Source organism: Mycobacterium sp. NGS17, from assembly GCF_059813205.1.
The window spans coordinates 450,496-467,369 of the sequence record NZ_JCALED010000001.1 but is presented as its reverse complement, the minus strand read 5'-3'; the positions used below and the strand labels follow the sequence as shown (position 1 = coordinate 467,369).

Sequence of the window (16,874 nt, the reverse complement as noted above, 5' to 3'; positions counted from 1 at the left end):
ACGCCACCTGAGCAACCGGGCGAAAGGTCCACCGACGTGAGCAAAAAGGTCCCATCGGCAGCGGACGCCGCGCGGAGCAACCTCGAAGCGGAGCTGGACCGGCTACGGCAACGGCGCGACCGCCTCGAGGCCGAGGTCAAGAACGACCGCGGCATGGTTGGCGATCACGGCGACGCGGCCGAGGCGATCCAGCGCGCCGAGGAACTGGTGGTGCTCAACGACCGCATCGGCGACCTGGACCGGCGCCTGCGGACCGGGCCGTCGGAGTCCGACGCGTCGGAGACGCTGCCCGGCGGCACCGAGGTGACCCTGCGGTTCGCCGACGGCGAGGTCGTCACGATGCAGGTCATCTCGATCGTCGAGGAAACCCCCGTCGGCCGCGAGGCCGAGACGCTGACCGCGCGCAGCCCACTGGCCCAGGCCCTGGCCGGGCGCAAAGCCGGCGACACGGTGACCTACTCGACGCCGCAGGGCGAGAACCAGGTCGAGCTGATCTCGGTCAAGCTGCCCCGCTGACGCTTGCGGGAAGTGCCCGCCGGCCCCGTTAGACTCCCCTCGATGGTTGCCCCGCTGCCCGGTTCCGCGTCCGAAGAGGTGCGCGCGGACTTGAGCCTGACGACGCAGGTCATTCGGTTCGTCGTCACCGGCGGCCTGGCGGGAATCGTGGACTTCGGGCTCTACCTGCTGCTGTGGAAGGTGCTGGGCGTACAGGTCGACCTGTCCAAGGCCACCAGCTTCATCGTCGGCACCATCACGGCCTATCTGATCAACCGCCGCTGGACCTTCCAGGCGACCCCCAGCACCGCCCGGTTCGTCGCGGTCATGGTTCTCTACGCCATCACGTTCGCCGTCCAGGTCGGGCTCAACCATCTGTGTCTGGCGCTTCTGCACTACCGCGGGTGGGCGCCCCTCGTCGCGTTCGTGATCGCGCAGGGCACCGCGACGGTGATCAACTTCGTCGTGCAGCGTGCCGTAATCTTCCGCATCCACTGAGCCGCCTTCGCCAAGCCCAGATTGCCCGCCTCCTCAGCGGGACGCCCGCGTCCCGCATCGTCGTCGGAGCAGGCGGTACCCTCTTTGACGATGTCGAGCACCGATCCCCTGACCAAGCCCGCCCGGCTGACGGGCTTCGGGCGCACCGCGCCGTCGGTGGCCCAGGTGCTCTCCACCCGCGATCCGGAGGTGATCGCCAAGGCGGTAGCCCGGGTGGCCGACTCCGGCGACCCCAAGAGCCGCGGCGTGATCGCCCGCGGGCTGGGCCGCTCCTACGGCGACAACGCGCAAAACGGCGGCGGCCTGGTGATCGACATGACCGGGCTCAATCGCATCCACTCGATCAGCGCCGACACCCGACTGGTCGACGTCGACGCCGGCGTCAGCCTGGACCAGTTGATGAAGGCGGCGCTGCCGTTCGGGCTCTGGGTTCCGGTGCTGCCGGGTACGCGCCAGGTCACCGTCGGCGGCGCGATCGCCTGCGACATCCACGGCAAGAACCACCACAGCGCGGGCAGCTTCGGTAACCACGTCCGGTCGATGGATCTCCTCATGGCCGACGGCACCGTGCGCACCATCACCCCGGACGGCCCGGACGCTTCGGATGCCGAGGTGTTCTGGGCCACCGTCGGCGGCAACGGCCTGACCGGGATCGTGCTGCGCGCCACCATCGCCATGACGCCGACGGAGACGGCCTACTTCATCGCCGACGGCATCGCCACCCGCGACCTCGACGAAACGGTCGCCGTTCACCTCGACGGCAGCGAGTCCCACTACACCTACTCCAGCGCCTGGTTCGACCTGATCAGCCCCCCGCCGAAGCTGGGCCGGGCCGCGGTCAGCCGCGGCAGCCTGGCCAAGCTCGATCAGCTGCCGAAGAAACTGGCCAAGAACCCGCTGAAATTCGATGCGCCGCAGCTGTTGACGGTGCCGGACGTGTTCCCGGTCAGCGCGATGAACAAGCTGTCGTTCATGGCGATCGGCGAGGTGTACTACCGGCTGGGCGGAACCTACAGCGGCAAGATCCAGAATCTGTCGCAGTTCTACCACATGCTCGACCTGGTCAGCGGCTGGAATAACGCCTATGGCCCAAGGGGTTTCGCCCAACACCAGTTCCTGGTCCCGCCGGACGCGATGGACGAATTCAAGGCCATCATCCGCTGGATCCAGACCAGCGGCCACTACTCGGCCCTGAACGTGTTCAAGCTTTTCGGCCCGGGCAACCGCGCGCCGCTGAGTTTCCCGATGGCAGGCTGGAACGTCGCCATGGACTTCCCTAACAAGCCGGGGATCAACGAGTTCCTCAACGAACTCGACCGGCGCGCACTGGAATTCGGTGGACGGGTGTACACCGCCAAGGATTCCCGCGTGAGCGCCGAAACCTTCCACGCCATGTATCCACGCATCGACGAATGGATCGCGGTGCGCCGCAAGGCCGACCCCTTGCGGGTATTCGCCTCCGACATGGCCCGACGTTTGGAGCTGCTCTAAATGGTGCTCGATGCCGTGGGGAATCCACAGACCATCCTGCTGCTCGGCGGGACCTCCGAGATCGGCCTGGCAATCTGCGAGCGCTACCTGCAGAACGCGCACGCACGGATTGTGTTGGCCGCCATGCCCAGCGACCCGGGCCGCGACGCCGCGGTGGCGCAGATGCAGGCCGCCGGCGCGCGATCGGTCGAGCTGATCGATTTCGAAGCCACCGATCCCGACACCCACCCGAAGACGATCGAGGCGGCCTTCGCGGGCGGAGATATAGACGTGGCCATAGTCGCGTTCGGCATCCTCGGAGATGCCGAAGAGCTCTGGCAGAACCAGCACAAGGCGGTGCTGGCCGCTGAAATCAATTACACCGCAGCGGTTTCGGTGGGTGTGCTGCTGGGCGAGAAGATGCGGGCGCAGGGCTTCGGCCAGATCATCGCGATGAGCTCCGCCGCCGGCGAGCGGGTGCGGCGGTCCAACTTCGTGTACGGCTCCACCAAGGCGGGATTGGACGGCTTCTACCTGGGCCTCGCAGAAGCATTGCGCGAGTACGGCGTTCGCGTGCTTGTGATCCGGCCAGGCCAGGTGCGCACCCGGATGAGCGCGCACGTCAAGGAAGCCCCGCTGACCGTCGACAAAGAGTATGTCGCCAACCTCGCGGTGACCGCGGCCGCCAAAGGTAAGGAATTGGTTTGGGCACCAGCAGCATTCCGTTATGTGATGATGGTGTTGCGACACGTCCCGCGTCCCATCTTCCGCAAGCTTCCCATCTGATAATGCGTAACGCGCTGGCCACCCTCGGCCAGATGGCTTTGGCGGTGCTGGTCGCGGTGGCCGTCGCGGTGGTATCGCTGAGCGCCATCGCCCGGGTCCAGTGGCCGGCCTTTCCGTCGTCCAACCAACTGCACGCGCTGACCACCGTCGGGCAGGTCGGCTGCGTGGCCGGCCTGGTCGCCGTCGGCTTTGGCTGGCGGCGCTGCGTCCGTCCCCGCGGCCGGCTGCTAGCCCAGCTGGCCGGGCTGGTGTTCGTCTGCGCGTTCACCGTCGTGACCCTCGGCATGCCGCTGGGCGCGACCAAGCTGTATCTGTTCGGCATCTCCGTCGACCAGCAATTCCGCACCGAATACGTGACGCGCCTGGCCGACAGCCCCGCCCTGCGCGACATGACCTATCTCGGCCTGCCCCCGTATTACCCCCCGGGCTGGTTTTGGATCGGCGGGCGCGCCGCGGCGCTCTGCGGGACGCCGGCTTGGGAGATCTTCAAGCCGTGGGCCATCACCTCGATCACCATTGCCGTCGCGGTCGCGCTGGTGCTGTGGTGGCGGATGGTCCGCTTCGAATACGCGCTGATCGTCACCGCCGCCACCGCGGCGGTGACGTTGGCCTACGGCTCGCCCGAACCCTATTCGGCGATGATCACCGTGCTCTTGCCGCCGATGCTGGTGCTGACGTGGTCGGGACTGCGCGCCGGTGAGCGTGGGACTGGCCGCGAACCCGACGCCGAGCGTGAAACTAACTGCACAGTCGAGTCCGAGCGTGAAACTAACTTCACACTCGCGGCAGGGCAGCGAGCGCAGCCGGACGCGCCCCGGCGAGCGGGTTGGGCGGCCGTCGTCGCCGCCGGGCTGTTCCTCGGCTGGACGGCCACCTGGTACACGCTGTTGTTCGGGTTCAGCGCCTTCACGATCGGGTTGATGGCCCTGTGGCTGGCCGGCGTCCGCTGGCGGCGCAACCGGAAGACCGGGGGCCTCAAGGCCGCGCTCGATCCACTGCGGAGGCTGGCGGTGATCGCCGGCATCGCCGTGGTGATCGCGTGCACGACGTGGCTCCCATTCGTGGTGCGGGCGGTGCACAGCCCGGTCAGCAACTCCGGCAGCGCCATGCACTACCTGCCGGCCGACGGCGCGGAGTTGACGTTCCCGATGCTGCAGTTCACGCTGCTGGGCGTCGTCTGCCTGATCGGCACCCTGTGGCTGGTGCTGCGGGCCCGTTACTCCGTGCGGGCCGGCGCCCTGGCCATCGGCGTCCTGGCCCTGTACCTGTGGTCGCTGCTGTCGATGCTCACCACGCTGGCGCGCACCACCTTGTTGTCGTTCCGGCTACAGCCGACCCTGAGCGTCCTGCTGGTCGCCGCCGGGGCGTTCGGCTTCGTCGAACTCGCGCAGACCCTGGCCGCCGCCGGCCGCGACCGCGGCTGGGGTCGCGCCATAGCTCCGGTGGCCGGCGCCGTCGGCCTGGCCGCCGCGATCGCGTTCAGCCAGGACATCCCCGACGTGCTGCGGCCCGACCTCACCATCGCCTACACCGACACCGACGGTCACGGGCAGCGCGGGGACCGGCGGCCACCCAGCGCCGAGAAGTTCTACGCGACAATCGATCACGCCATCACGCAGGTGACCGGCAGACCCCGCGATCAGACCGTCGTGCTGACCGCTGACTACAGCTTCCTGTCCTTCTATCCCTACTGGGGATTTCAGGGGCTCACCTCGCACTACGCCAACCCGCTCGCGCAGTTCGACCTGCGCGCCGCGCAGATCAACAAGTGGTCCAACCTCAAGACCGCCGACGAGTTGATCCATGCCCTGGACACCTGCCCGTGGCCGCCGCCGACGGTCTTCCTGATGCGGCGCGGGGCGGGAGGCAACTACACCCTGCGCCTGGCCGAGGACGTGTACCCCAACCAGCCCAACGTGCGGCGCTACACCGTCGATCTGCGCGGAGCCCTGTTCGACAACCCGCGCTTCGTCGTTCAAAGCGTCGGCCCGTTTGTGCTGGCCATCCGCAAACCGGGGATGTGACTGCCGATGAGCACCGACACTGCGCCGCAAAGGGCCGAAGAACTAGCATCTAGCTCCGTGAACGACAGGGAAGCGAATCACCGGATCGCCCGGCTGGTCGCTTCGGTCGCCGGGCTGCTGGGAGTGCTGCTGGCGATCGCCACCCCGCTGCTTCCGGTCGACCAGACCACCGCGCAACTGAACTGGCCGCAGAACGGCACCTTCGGCAGCGTCGACGCACCGCTGATCGGCTACGTCGCCACGGATTTGACCGTCACCGTCCCGTGCCAGGCCGCCGCCGGGCTGATCGGCGGCAAGACGGTGTTGCTGTCGACGGTGCCCAAGCAGGCACCCAAGGCCGTCGACCGGGGATTGCTGATCGTGCGCGCCAACAACGACCTGGTGCTCGTGGTGCGCAACGTCCCGGTGGTGACCGCGCCACTGCGCCAGGTGCTCAGCCCGGCCTGCCAGCGGTTGACTTTCACCGCACACGCCGACCGGGTCACCGCCGAGTTCGTCGGGCTGACCCAGGGGCCTAACGCCGAGCATCCCGGCTCGCCGCTGCGCGGCGAGAAGAGCGGCTACGACTTCCGGCCCCAGATCGTCGGCGTCTTCACCGATCTGAGCGGACCGGCGCCGTCGGGCCTGAATTTCTCGGCGACCATCGACACCCGCTACAGCAGCAGCCCCACGCCGCTGAAGATGGCCGCGATGATCCTCGGGCTGGTGCTCACGGCCGCCGCCCTGGTCGCCCTGCACGTCCTCGACACCGCCGACGGGACCCGGCACCGCCGCTTCCTGCCCGCCCGCTGGTGGTCGATCGGCGGGCTGGACGCCCTGGTCATCGCCGTGCTGGTGTGGTGGCATTTCGTCGGCGCCAACACCTCCGACGACGGCTACATCCTGACCATGGCCCGGGTATCCGAGCACGCCGGCTACATGGCCAACTACTACCGGTGGCTCGGCACTCCCGAGGCGCCGTTCGGCTGGTACTACGACCTGCTGGCGCTGTGGGCACACGTGAGCACCACCAGCGTCTGGATGCGGCTGCCCACCCTCGCGATGGCGCTGACGTGCTGGTGGGTCATCAGCCGTGAAGTCATGCCCCGGCTGGGCCACGCGGTCAAACAGAACCGGGCCGCGGCCTGGACCGCGGCGGGCATGTTCCTGGCCGTCTGGCTGCCGCTGGACAACGGCCTGCGCCCGGAGCCGATCATCGCGCTGGGCATCCTGCTGACCTGGTGCTCGGTGGAACGCGCGGTGGCGACCAGCCGGCTGCTGCCGGTGGCGATCGCCTGCATCATCGGCGCGCTGACTCTGTTCTCCGGGCCGACGGGCATCGCCTCGATCGGCGCGCTGCTGGTCGCGATCGGGCCGCTGCGGACCATCCTGCACCGCCGCTCCAAGCGGTTCGGCGCGCTGCCGCTGATCGCGCCCCTGCTGGCGGCGGTCACCGTCACCGTCATCCTGATCTTCCGCGATCAGACGCTGACCGGTGAGATCCAGGCGACCATGCTCAAGCGCGCCGTCGGGCCCAGCCTCAGCTGGTTCGACGAACACATCCGCTACGAGCGGCTGTTCATGGCCAGTCCCGACGGGTCGGTCGCCCGCCGATTCGCCGTGCTGGCGCTGGTTCTCGCCCTCGGGATCACGGTCGCGATGTCGTTGCGCAAGGGCCGGATTCCGGGCACGGCCACCGGGCCCAGCCGGCGCATCGTCGGGATCACCATCATCTCCTTCGTGGCGATGATGTTCACGCCCACCAAATGGACCCACCACTTCGGGGTGTTCGCCGGACTGGCCGGGCCGCTGGGCGCGCTGGCGGCGGTCGCGGTGACGTCGGTGGCGATGCGCTCGCGGCGCAACCGCACCGTGTTTGCCGCGGTCGTGCTGTTCCTGGTGGCGTTGTCGTTCGCAAGCGTCAACGGCTGGTGGTACGTATCGAATTTCGGTGTGCCGTGGTCGAATGAGTTCCCGGCCTGGCATTACGCCTTCGCCACCGCGTTGCTCGCAATGACCGTCGTGGTGCTGCTGTTGGCGGCGTGGTTCCACTTCGTCGACCCGGACAACGGTCCGCCCAAGACCCGCCTGGGCGCCCGCGCGGCCGGAATCGTCCAGTCGCCCTTGGCAATTGCGACCTGGGTGCTGGTGGTGTTCGAGGTCGCATCGTTGACCCTGGCGATGACCGACCAGTATCCGGCATGGTCGGTCGGCCGCTCCAACCTGCAGGCCCTGACCGGCAAGTCCTGCGGGCTGGCCGAGGACGTGCTGGTGGAACAGGACCCGAACGCCGGGATGCTGACGCCGGTCAACGCGTCGGCGGCGGACGCCCTCGGCGCCGGCATGTCGGAAGCCTTCACGCCCAACGGGATTCCCGCCGACGTGCGCGCGGACCCGGTGATGGAACGCCCGGGTGACCGCAGCTTCGTCAACGACGAGGAGAAGACCGGCAGCAACCAGGCCGGCACCGAGGGCGGCACCACCCCCGCACCGGGAATCAACGGATCGTCCGCCCAGCTGCCCTTCTACCTCGACCCCGCGCGCACACCGGTGCTGGGCAGCTGGCGTTCCGGCATCCAGGTACCCGCGCACCTGCGGTCCAGCTGGTACCGACTGCCCGCCCGGGACAAGGCGGGGCCGCTGCTGGTGGTGAGCGCGGCCGGTCGCTTCGACCCCCGCGAGGTGCAGGTGCAGTGGGCCACCGACGACCAGGCGGCCGGCGGACACCCCGGCGGTTCGCTCCAATTCGCGGACGTGGGCGCGTCACCGGCCTGGCGCAACCTGCGGCTGGCGATGTCCGCAATTCCGAGTACCGCCACCCAGATTCGGCTGGTCGCCGACGACGAAGACCTGGCTCCGCAGCACTGGATAGCACTGACCGCGCCGCGGATTCCGCAGCTGCGCACGCTGCAGGACGTGGTGGGCTCGACCGACCCGGTGTTCCTGGACTGGCTCGTCGGGCTGGCCTTCCCCTGCCAGCGACCGTTCGGCCACCAGAACGGCGTGGACGAGACTCCGAAGTGGCGCATCCTGCCGGACCGATTCGGCGCCGAGGCCAACTCACCGGTGATGGACAACAACGGCGGCGGCCCGCTGGGCGTGACCGAGCTGTTGACCAAGGCGACCACCATGGCGACCTATCTCAAGGACGACTGGTCGCGCGATTGGGGCTCGCTGCAACGGCTGACGCCCTACTACCCCGACGCCGAACCCGCCCACCTGTTGCTGGGGACGGCGACGCGCAGCGGCCTATGGGGCCCGGCGCCGCTGAGACACTAAGGCGCACAACGAATCTCGAGGTCCGCGCGACACGCGGGTGGGCCAGTCTTGCATAGGCCCGCTGGCAACCCTTGAGCTGCGCCATCGGTAAGTCTACACTTACGGTTCGTGGTCACTTACCAAACGGGTGACGTCTGGCTGGCCCTGGCGGACGGGACGCGACGGGCCATCGTGGAGCGGCTTGCCCACGGGCCGTCGGCGGTCGGCGAGTTGGCCCGCGCCCTGCCGGTCAGCAGGCCGGCGGTGTCCCAACATCTCAAGGTGCTCAAGTCCGCCGGGCTGGTGCGCGACCGCGCCGCGGGAACCCGTCGGGTCTATCAGCTCGACCCCACCGGTCTGCAGGCATTGCGCGCCGACCTCGACCGGTTCTGGACGCAGGCGCTGGCCGGCTACGCGCAGACCATCGACGAGATGAACGAAGGAGAAACATGACGCAGCGGACCCCCGACGTCAACCATCACGTCGTCGTCAACGCCCCCATCGAGCGCGCGTTTGCCGTCTTTACCGAACGCTTCGGCCCCTTCAAGCCGCCCGAGCACAATCTGTTGGCGGTCCCGATCGCCGAGACGGTGTTCGAACCCCACGTGGGCGGCCATATCTACGACCGAGGCGTCGACGGCAGCGTGTGCCGATGGGCGCGAATCCTGGTCTACGAGCCGCCCCACCGCGTGACGTTCAGCTGGGACATCGGTCCGACGTGGCAGGTGGAAACCGACCCGGCGAAGGCAAGCGAGGTCGAAGTGCGCTTCACCGCCGAGTCCGACGAACGCACCCGGGTCGAACTGCAGCACCGCCATCTGGACCGGCACGGGACGGGCTGGGAGTCCGTCGCCGACGGCGTCGACGGCGACGCGGGTTGGCCGTTGTACCTGCGTCGTTTTGCGGGACTGTTCAGCGGCGGTGGTCCGCGATGAGCTCCGACCTGATGGCCATGGCGCGCGAGGAGCGGGCCGACCTCGCGGATTTCCTCGCCACCCTGACACCGCAAGACTGGAGTGCGCCCACCCTGTGCACCCGCTGGAGCGTGAAAGACGTTGTCGCGCATGTGATCAGCTACGATGAGCTGGGCGCGCTGGGGCTGCTCAAACGGTTCGCCAAAGGCTGGATCGTGCGGGCAAACCAGGTGGGCGTCGACGAATTCGCGGCCCTGACCCCACCACAGCTGCTGGAATTCCTGCGCAGCCACCTCCAACCGCGGGGCCTGACAGCGGGTTTCGGCGGGATGATCGCGCTCGTCGACGGCACCATTCATCACCAGGACATTCGGCGCGCGCTTGGCCGGCCGCGCGACGTGCCATCCGATCGGCTCGCGCGAATCTTGCCGTTGGTGCCCGGTAATCCCCGACTCGGCGCGGGACGCCGGATCCGGGGCCTGCGCCTGCGCGCCACCGATGTCGAGTGGACGCACGGCGACGGGCCCGAGGTGACCGGCTCCGGCGAGGCGCTCCTGCTGGCCATGACCGGGCGCGCGGCCGCCCTGGCCGACCTGACCGGGCCCGGGGTTGCCACGCTGGCGGACCGCGTCCGCGGATAGCGTTCGGTGACTTAAGGTCCGTCGCCGAGGCGCTGCGCGGCCCCGCGTCCTCATCGGACAAAGCCGCGTCGCTTACGATCGAGCCTCGTGCCCCACGACGGTAAAGAGCGATCGCAGCGGATCCCCCGGTCGGTGGCCGCCATCGCGGGGATCGTGGGCCTGCTGCTGTGCCTGTCCGTCCCGCTGCTTCCGGTGAAACAGACCACCGCAACGGTCCTGTGGCCCCAGGGCAGCACGGACGGGCACGTCAGCCAGATCACCGCTCCCCTGGTGTCGGGGGCGCCCCGCGCGCTGGACATCTCCATCCCCTGCCCGGACATCGCCACCTTGCCCGCCGCCGGCGGGCTGGTGGTCTCCACCCTGCCGCCCGGCGGCATAGACGCCGGGAAGAACGGGCTGTTCGTGCGGGCCAACACCGACGTGGTCGTCGTCGCTTTCCGGGACACCGTGGCCACGGTCGCACAACGCTCGGCGGCCGCCGCCGGGGCCTGCAGCGTGCTGCACGTCTGGGCCGATGCCGGCGCGTCGGGCGCGGATTTCGTCGGCATACCGGGCGCCTCCGGCGTGCTGCCCGCCGAGAAGAAGCCCCAGGTCGGCGGCATCTTCACCGACATGAAGGTGCCCGCGGGACCGGGCCTGTCGGCCCGCATCGACATCGACACCCGATTCATCACCGCGCCCACCGTCCTCAAGGAAGTGGTGATGATCCTGGGCGCCCTGGCGGTGCTAACGGCCATCGTCGCGCTCGCGGTGCTGGACCGCCGCAGCCGGGGCAGCAGCGCGCTGCTCAACTGGCGCTCCCCCATCGCGTGGCTCTCCAGATACCGCCCCGGCACGCGCCTGGCCAACTGGCGCCGGGTGGGGATCGCGACGTGGATCGCCGACGCCGGGGTGATCGCGACGCTGCTGCTGTGGCACATCATCGGCGCCACCTCGTCGGACGACGGCTACAACCTGGCCATCGCGCGTGTCGCCCCCGGCGCCGGCTACATCGCCGACTACTACCGCTACTTCGGCGCCACGGACGCGCCCTTCGACTGGTACCTCGGGCTGCTGGCCAAGATGGCCTCGGTGAGCACGGCCGGCGTCTGGATGCGGCTGCCCGCCACGGTGGCCGCGATCGGGTGCTGGCTGATCATCAGCCATTGGGTGCTGCGCCGGCTCGGCCCGGGCCGCGGCGGCCTCGCGGCGAATCGCGTCGCGGTCTTCACCGCCGGCGCGGTATTCGTGGCGGCGTGGCTGCCGTTCAACAACGGTCTGCGCCCCGAACCGCTGATCGCCCTCGGCGTGCTGATCACCTGGATGCTGATGGAACGTGCGATCGCGCTGCGGCGGTTGGCGCCCGCGGCGGTGGCCGTCATCGTGGCGTTGCTGAGCGCGACGCTCGCGCCGCAGGGCCTGATCGCCGTCGCCGCGCTGCTGACCGGGGCGCGGGCCGTCGCCCAGACGATCCGGCGCCGCCGGGCGACCGATGGCTTGCTGGCTCCGCTGGCGGTGCTGGCGGCCTCGCTGTCGCTGATCCTGCTGGTGGTGTTCCGCAGCCAGACGCTGGCCACGGTCGGCGAGTCGGCCCGGATCAAGTACAAGGTGGGCCCCACCATCGCCTGGTACCAGGATTGGTTGCGCTACTACTTCCTCACGGTGGAATCCAACCCCGACGGATCGATGGCGCGGCGATTCGCGGTGCTGGTGCTGCTGCTGTGCATGTTCGGGATGCTGGTCACCCTGCTGCGCCGGGGCCGGATCCCGGGCGTGGCCAGCGGTCCGGCGTGGCGGTTGATCGGCACATGCGCGTTGGGCCTGCTGCTGTTGACGTTCACGCCGACGAAGTGGGCGGTCCAGTTCGGCGCGTTCGCCGGGCTGGCCGGGGCGCTGGGTGCGGTGACCGCGTTCGCCCTGGCCCGGATCGGCCTGCACAACCGCCGCAACCTGACGCTGTACGTGACGGCGCTGCTGTTCGTGCTCGCGGTCGCGACCTCGGGCGTCAACGGCTGGTTCTACGTCGGCAACTACGGGGTGCCCTGGTACGACATCCAGCCGGTCATCGCCAGCCACCCGGTCACGTCGATGTTCCTGGCGCTGTCCATCGCGACCGGCCTGCTGGCCGCCTGGCAGCACTTCCGGATGGACTACGCCGGGCATACCGAGGTCAAGGACAACCGGCGCAACCGGGTGCTGGCGTCGACCCCGCTGCTGGTGGTCGCGACCATCATGGTCGTCGGCGAAGTCGCCTCGCTGACCAAGGGCGCGGTGTTGCGCTATCCCCTCTACACCACCGGCAAGGCCAACCTCGCCGCGATCACTTCGGGGCTCGCGAAGACCAGCTGTGCCATGGCCGACGACGTGCTGGCCGAGCCCGACCCCAACGCCGGCATGCTGGCGCCGGCGCCCGGGCAGACGTTCGGTCCCGACGGCCCGCTGGGCGGTGTCAACCCGGTCGGCTTCAAACCCGACGGCGTCGGCGACGACTTGAGGTCGTATCCGGTGGTGACCAAGCCGGGCGTGGTGAATTCCACCGGGTCGCCCAACAAACCCAATGCCACCATGAGCGACTCCGCCGGCACGGCCGGCGGAAGGGGGCCGGTCGGGGTGAACGGGTCACATGCCGCGCTGCCGTTCGGACTGGACCCGGCCCGCACGCCGGTGATGGGCAGCTACGGCGAGAATTCGCTGGCCGCCACCGCTACCTCGGCGTGGTACCAGCTGCCGCCGCGTAGCCCGGACCGGCCGATCGTGGTGGTGACGGCGGCCGGTGCCATCTGGTCGTACAAGGAGGATGGCACCTTCACCTATGGGCAGCAGCTGAAGCTGCAGTGGGGCCACCGCGACTTGGCCCGTCCCGACGCCACCACCCAGCCGCTGGGAGAGGTGTATCCGATCGACATCGGGCCGGAGCCGGCGTGGCGCAACCTGCGGTTTCCGCTGACCTGGGCGCCGCCGGAGGCGAACGTGGCTCGCATCGTCGCGTACGACCCGAACTTGAGCTCGGATCAGTGGTTCGCGGTCACGCCGCCGCGCGTGCCGGTGCTGCAGACCCTGCAGCAGTTGATGGGGTCGCAGACGCCCGTGCTGATGGACATCGCGACGGCCGCGAACTTCCCGTGCCAGCGGCCGTTCTCGGAACACCTTGGCGTTGCCGAACTTCCGGCGTACCGCATCCTGCCCGATCACAAGCAGACGGCGGCGTCGTCGAACGGATGGGAGGCCAGCGAGGACGGGGGTCCGTTCCTGATCACCCAGGCGATGCTGCGCACCTCGACGATCGCGACGTACCTGCGTGGCGACTGGCATCGCGACTGGGGATCGCTGGAGCAGTACTTCCGATTGGTGCCGGCTGATCAGGCGCCGGACGCCGCGATCGAACAGGGTGTGATGACAGTGCACGGCTGGAGCCGGCAGGGACCGATTCGGGCGCTGCCATGAGCGATCGCAAGGGCGGCGAAGCCGGGCGCGGGGGGCACCTCCCGCTTGCGGGGGACGGGCAGCGAACCGACCAGCAAATGAGCGTCACGAGCGTCGACAACCGCGAAGACAAGGCGGCACCCCGTCAAGACGTGCGCGTGACGCGCTGGGTCGCGACCATCGCCGGGCTGATCGGTTTCATCCTGTCGATCGCGACCCCGCTGCTGCCCGTCGTGCAGACCACCGCAACGCTGAACTGGCCGCAGAACGGCCAACTGAACAGCGTTACCGCGCCGCTGATTTCGCTCACCCCGGTCGACGTGCACGTGACCGTGCCGTGCTCGGTGGTGCGGGGCCTGCCACCCGAGGGCGGGGTCGTGCTCAGCACGGCGCCCAAGAAGGGCAAGGACGCCGCGCTCAACGCGTTGTTCGTGGTCGTCAACGGCAAGCGCGTCGACGTCACCGACCGCAACGTGGTGATCGCCAGCGCGGCCCGCGATCAGGTGGAGTCGGCGCAGTGTCAGCGCATCGAGATCACCTCGACCAAGGCGGGCGCCTATGCCACGTTCGTCGGGCTGACCGATCCAGCGGGCAAACCGCTCGGCGGCGGCTTCCCCGACCCGAACCTGCGGCCGCAGATCGTCGGGGTGTTCACCGACCTCAGCGGACCGGCCCCGGCGGGTCTGGGTCTCTCGGCGACCATCGACACCCGGTTCTCCACCACCCCAACGACTTTGAAGCTGGCCGCGATGGTGCTGGCCATCGTGTCCACCATCGTCGCCCTGATCGCCTTGTGGCGCCTCGATCAGCTGGACGGTCACCGGATGCGCCGGCTCATTCCGGCGAACTGGCGCACGTTCACCCTGGCCGACGTGACGGTGATCTCCGGCTTCGTGCTGTGGCACGTGATCGGGGCGAACTCGTCGGACGACGGCTACATCCTGGGCATGGCCCGCGTCGCCGACCGCGCCGGCTACATGTCGAACTACTTCCGCTGGTTCGGTAGCCCCGAGGACCCCTTCGGCTGGTACTACAACCTGCTGGCGCTGATGACCCACGTCACCGACGCCAGCCTGTGGATGCGGTTGCCGGACCTGATCGCCGGAATCGTGTGCTGGCTGCTGCTGTCGCGGGAAGTTTTGCCGCGGCTGGGACCCGCGGTGGCCGCGAGCAAGGCGGCGAACTGGGCGGCGGGCATGGTCCTGCTGACGGCCTGGATGCCGTTCGACAACGGCCTGCGCCCCGAGCCGATCATCGCCGTCGGGTCGCTGATCACCTACGTGCTGATCGAGCGCTCCATGCGCTACAGCCGGCTGACGCCCGCCGCGCTAGCGGTCATCACCGCGGCGTTCACCCTCGGGGTGCAGCCGACCGGGTTGATCGCGGTGGCCGCGCTGGTCGCCGGCGGCCGCCCGATCCTGCGGATTCTGGTGAAACGCCATCGCCTGGTCGGCACCTGGCCGCTGGTGGCGCCGATGCTGGCCGCCGGCACGGTCATCCTGACCGTGGTGTTCGCCGATCAGACGCTGTCAACGGTGTTGGAAGCCACCAGGATTCGCACCTCGATCGGCCCCAGCCAGGCCTGGTACACCGAGAACCTGCGCTACTACTACCTGATCCTGCCCACCGTCGACGGCTCGCTGTCGCGCCGCTTCGGCTTCCTGATCGCCGCGCTGTGCCTCTTCACCGCCGTCTTTATCATGTTGCGGCGCAAGCGAATTCCCGGAGTTGCGCGCGGGCCGGCCTGGCGGCTGATGGGCGTCATCTTCGGCACCATGTTCTTCCTGATGTTCACCCCCACCAAGTGGGTGCACCACTTCGGGCTGTTCGCCGCGGTGGGAGCGGCGATGGCCGCGCTGACGACGGTGCTGGTGTCGCACGAGAGCTTGCGCTGGTCGCGTAACCGCACGGCCTTCCTGGCGGCGCTGTTGTTCGTGCTGGCGCTGTGTTTCGCCACCACGAACGGCTGGTGGTACGTGTCGAGCTTCGGCGTCCCGTTCAACAACGTGATGCCGAGGTTCCACGGAATCAGCGTCAGCGCAGTCTTTTTCGCGCTGTTCGTGATCGTCGCGCTGTACGCGGCGTACCTGCACTTCGCGCCCCGGGACCGCGGCGAAGGACGGCTGGCGCGGGCGCTGACCGCCGCGCCCATCCCCCTCGCGGCCGGCTTCATGGCGCTCGTGTTCATCGCGTCGATGGTGGCGGGCATCGTGCGTCAGTACCCCACCTACTCCAACGCCTGGGACAACCTGCGGGAGTTCAGCGGCGGCTGCGGACTGGCCGACGACGTGCTCGTCGAGCCGGACAGCAACGCCGGTTTCATGGCGCCTTTCAAAACAGGAGAGCCGGACAATTACGGCCCGCTCGGGCCGTTGGGTGGGGCCAGCCCAACGGGTTTCACGCCCAACGGCGTGCCGGACCGCACCCTGGCCGAGTCGGTCAAGGAGACGGAGGTGGCGCAGCCCGGCACCGACTACGACTGGGATGCGCCGACCAAGCTGAAGACCCCGGGCGTCAACGGCTCGACGGTGCCGCTGCCCTATGGCCTCGATCCCAGCAGGGTGCCGCTGGCCGGCAGCTACACCACCGGCGCGCAGCAGCAGAGCCGGCTCACCTCGGCGTGGTACCAGCTGCCCAAGCTCGATGACGGACACCCGCTGGTGGTGGTGACGGCCGCGGGCACCATCGCCGGCAACAGCATCCTGCACGGCCACACCAGCGGGCAGACGGTGGAACTGGAATTCGGCAGGCCCGGCCCCGGCGGCGCGGTGCAGCCGGCTGGCCGGCTGGTGCCCTATGACCTGTACGGCGAACAGCCGAAGGTGTGGCGAAACCTGCGCTTCGCGCGCTCGGCGATGCCCGCCGACGCGGTCGCGGTGCGGGTGGTCGCCGAGGATCTTTCGTTGACACCGGACGACTGGATCGCCCTGACCCCGCCACGGGTGCCGGAGCTGCGCTCGTTGCAGGAGTACGTCGGCTCCAAGCGCCCGGTGCTGATGGACTGGGCCGTCGGGCTGGCGTTCCCGTGCCAGCAGCCGATGCTGCACTCCAATGGCGTCACCGAGATCCCGCAGTTCCGCATCACCCCGGACTACAACGCCAAGAAGCAGGACACCGACACCTGGCAGGACGGCGTCAACGGTGGACTGCTGGGCATCACCGACCTGTTGCTGCGGGCCCACGTGATGTCGACGTATCTGTCCCATGACTGGGGCCGTGACTGGGGATCGCTGCGCAAGTTCGACACCATCGCCGATGCACACCCGGCGCAACTCGACCTGGGCACCGCCACCCGCACCGGATGGTGGTCGCCCGGACCGATCCGCATCAAACCGTAGCGAGCGAACGAAACACGGCTTTCCAAATGGCTTTACGGTGTCATTATTCATCAGTTGAATAGTGCGCCC

The 16,874-nt window shown here is 69.0% G+C and carries 11 protein-coding genes; all 11 read left to right on the top strand.

The annotated features are described in order from the left end of the window. Positions 1-36 precede the first annotated feature (36 nt). A complete protein-coding gene (locus AC5Y7E_RS02200) occupies positions 37-516 on the top strand; it encodes a GreA/GreB family elongation factor (RefSeq protein WP_499917247.1) in 480 nt (159 codons plus the stop codon). A gap of 111 nt (positions 517-627) precedes the next feature. Further along, positions 628-993: a GtrA family protein gene (locus AC5Y7E_RS02195; RefSeq protein WP_499917657.1), complete on the top strand. Its 366-nt coding sequence runs from the start codon at positions 628-630 to the stop codon at positions 991-993. A gap of 90 nt (positions 994-1,083) precedes the next feature. Further along, a complete protein-coding gene (gene dprE1, locus AC5Y7E_RS02190) occupies positions 1,084-2,484 on the top strand; it encodes a decaprenylphosphoryl-beta-D-ribose oxidase (protein ID WP_499947286.1) in 1,401 nt (466 codons plus the stop codon). Further along, the gene (gene dprE2, locus AC5Y7E_RS02185; protein ID WP_499947285.1) at positions 2,485-3,249 is read left to right on the top strand and encodes a decaprenylphospho-beta-D-erythro-pentofuranosid-2-ulose 2-reductase; all 765 of its coding nucleotides are present in this window, start codon (positions 2,485-2,487) and stop codon (positions 3,247-3,249) included. A 2-nt stretch (positions 3,250-3,251) separates the two neighbouring features. Then, positions 3,252-5,273, top strand: a complete 2,022-nt coding sequence (locus tag AC5Y7E_RS02180) for a galactan 5-O-arabinofuranosyltransferase (RefSeq protein WP_499917250.1) — start codon at positions 3,252-3,254, stop codon at positions 5,271-5,273. Positions 5,274-5,279: 6 nt separating this feature from the next. Beyond that, entirely contained in the window at positions 5,280-8,531 is a 3,252-nt protein-coding gene (locus AC5Y7E_RS02175; protein ID WP_499917251.1) for an arabinosyltransferase domain-containing protein, read from the top strand. A 108-nt stretch (positions 8,532-8,639) separates the two neighbouring features. Then, entirely contained in the window at positions 8,640-8,963 is a 324-nt protein-coding gene (locus AC5Y7E_RS02170; protein WP_499917252.1) for an ArsR/SmtB family transcription factor, read from the top strand. Continuing rightward, positions 8,960-9,445 carry an SRPBCC family protein gene (locus tag AC5Y7E_RS02165; RefSeq protein ID WP_499917253.1) on the top strand — a complete coding sequence of 162 codons (486 nt, stop codon included), beginning with the start codon at positions 8,960-8,962 and terminating at the stop codon, positions 9,443-9,445. Before AC5Y7E_RS02170 ends, AC5Y7E_RS02165 begins: the two co-directional genes overlap by 4 nt. After that, complete coding sequence (locus tag AC5Y7E_RS02160; protein ID WP_499947284.1) at positions 9,442-10,065, top strand: maleylpyruvate isomerase family mycothiol-dependent enzyme; 624 nt, start codon at positions 9,442-9,444, stop codon at positions 10,063-10,065. Before AC5Y7E_RS02165 ends, AC5Y7E_RS02160 begins: the two co-directional genes overlap by 4 nt. A gap of 87 nt (positions 10,066-10,152) precedes the next feature. Then, on the top strand, positions 10,153-13,488 hold the full coding sequence (locus tag AC5Y7E_RS02155; protein ID WP_499917255.1) for an arabinosyltransferase domain-containing protein: 3,336 nt from the start codon (positions 10,153-10,155) through the stop codon (positions 13,486-13,488). A gap of 77 nt (positions 13,489-13,565) precedes the next feature. Further along, complete coding sequence (locus AC5Y7E_RS02150; RefSeq protein ID WP_499947283.1) at positions 13,566-16,805, top strand: arabinosyltransferase domain-containing protein; 3,240 nt, start codon at positions 13,566-13,568, stop codon at positions 16,803-16,805. Positions 16,806-16,874 lie beyond the last annotated feature (69 nt).

Excerpts from the sequence above, each read along its gene's own strand:
- dprE1 (WP_499947286.1), top strand. The coding sequence starts at position 1,084 with ATGTCGAGCACCGATCCCCTGACCAAGCCCGCCCGGCTGACGGGCTTC.
- dprE2 (WP_499947285.1), top strand. The coding sequence starts at position 2,485 with ATGGTGCTCGATGCCGTGGGGAATCCACAGACCATCCTGCTGCTCGGC.
- AC5Y7E_RS02180 (WP_499917250.1), top strand. The coding sequence starts at position 3,252 with ATGCGTAACGCGCTGGCCACCCTCGGCCAGATGGCTTTGGCGGTGCTG.
- AC5Y7E_RS02175 (WP_499917251.1), top strand. The coding sequence starts at position 5,280 with ATGAGCACCGACACTGCGCCGCAAAGGGCCGAAGAACTAGCATCTAGC.
- AC5Y7E_RS02165 (WP_499917253.1), top strand. The coding sequence starts at position 8,960 with ATGACGCAGCGGACCCCCGACGTCAACCATCACGTCGTCGTCAACGCC.
- AC5Y7E_RS02160 (WP_499947284.1), top strand. The coding sequence starts at position 9,442 with ATGAGCTCCGACCTGATGGCCATGGCGCGCGAGGAGCGGGCCGACCTC.
- AC5Y7E_RS02150 (WP_499947283.1), top strand. The coding sequence starts at position 13,566 with ATGAGCGTCACGAGCGTCGACAACCGCGAAGACAAGGCGGCACCCCGT.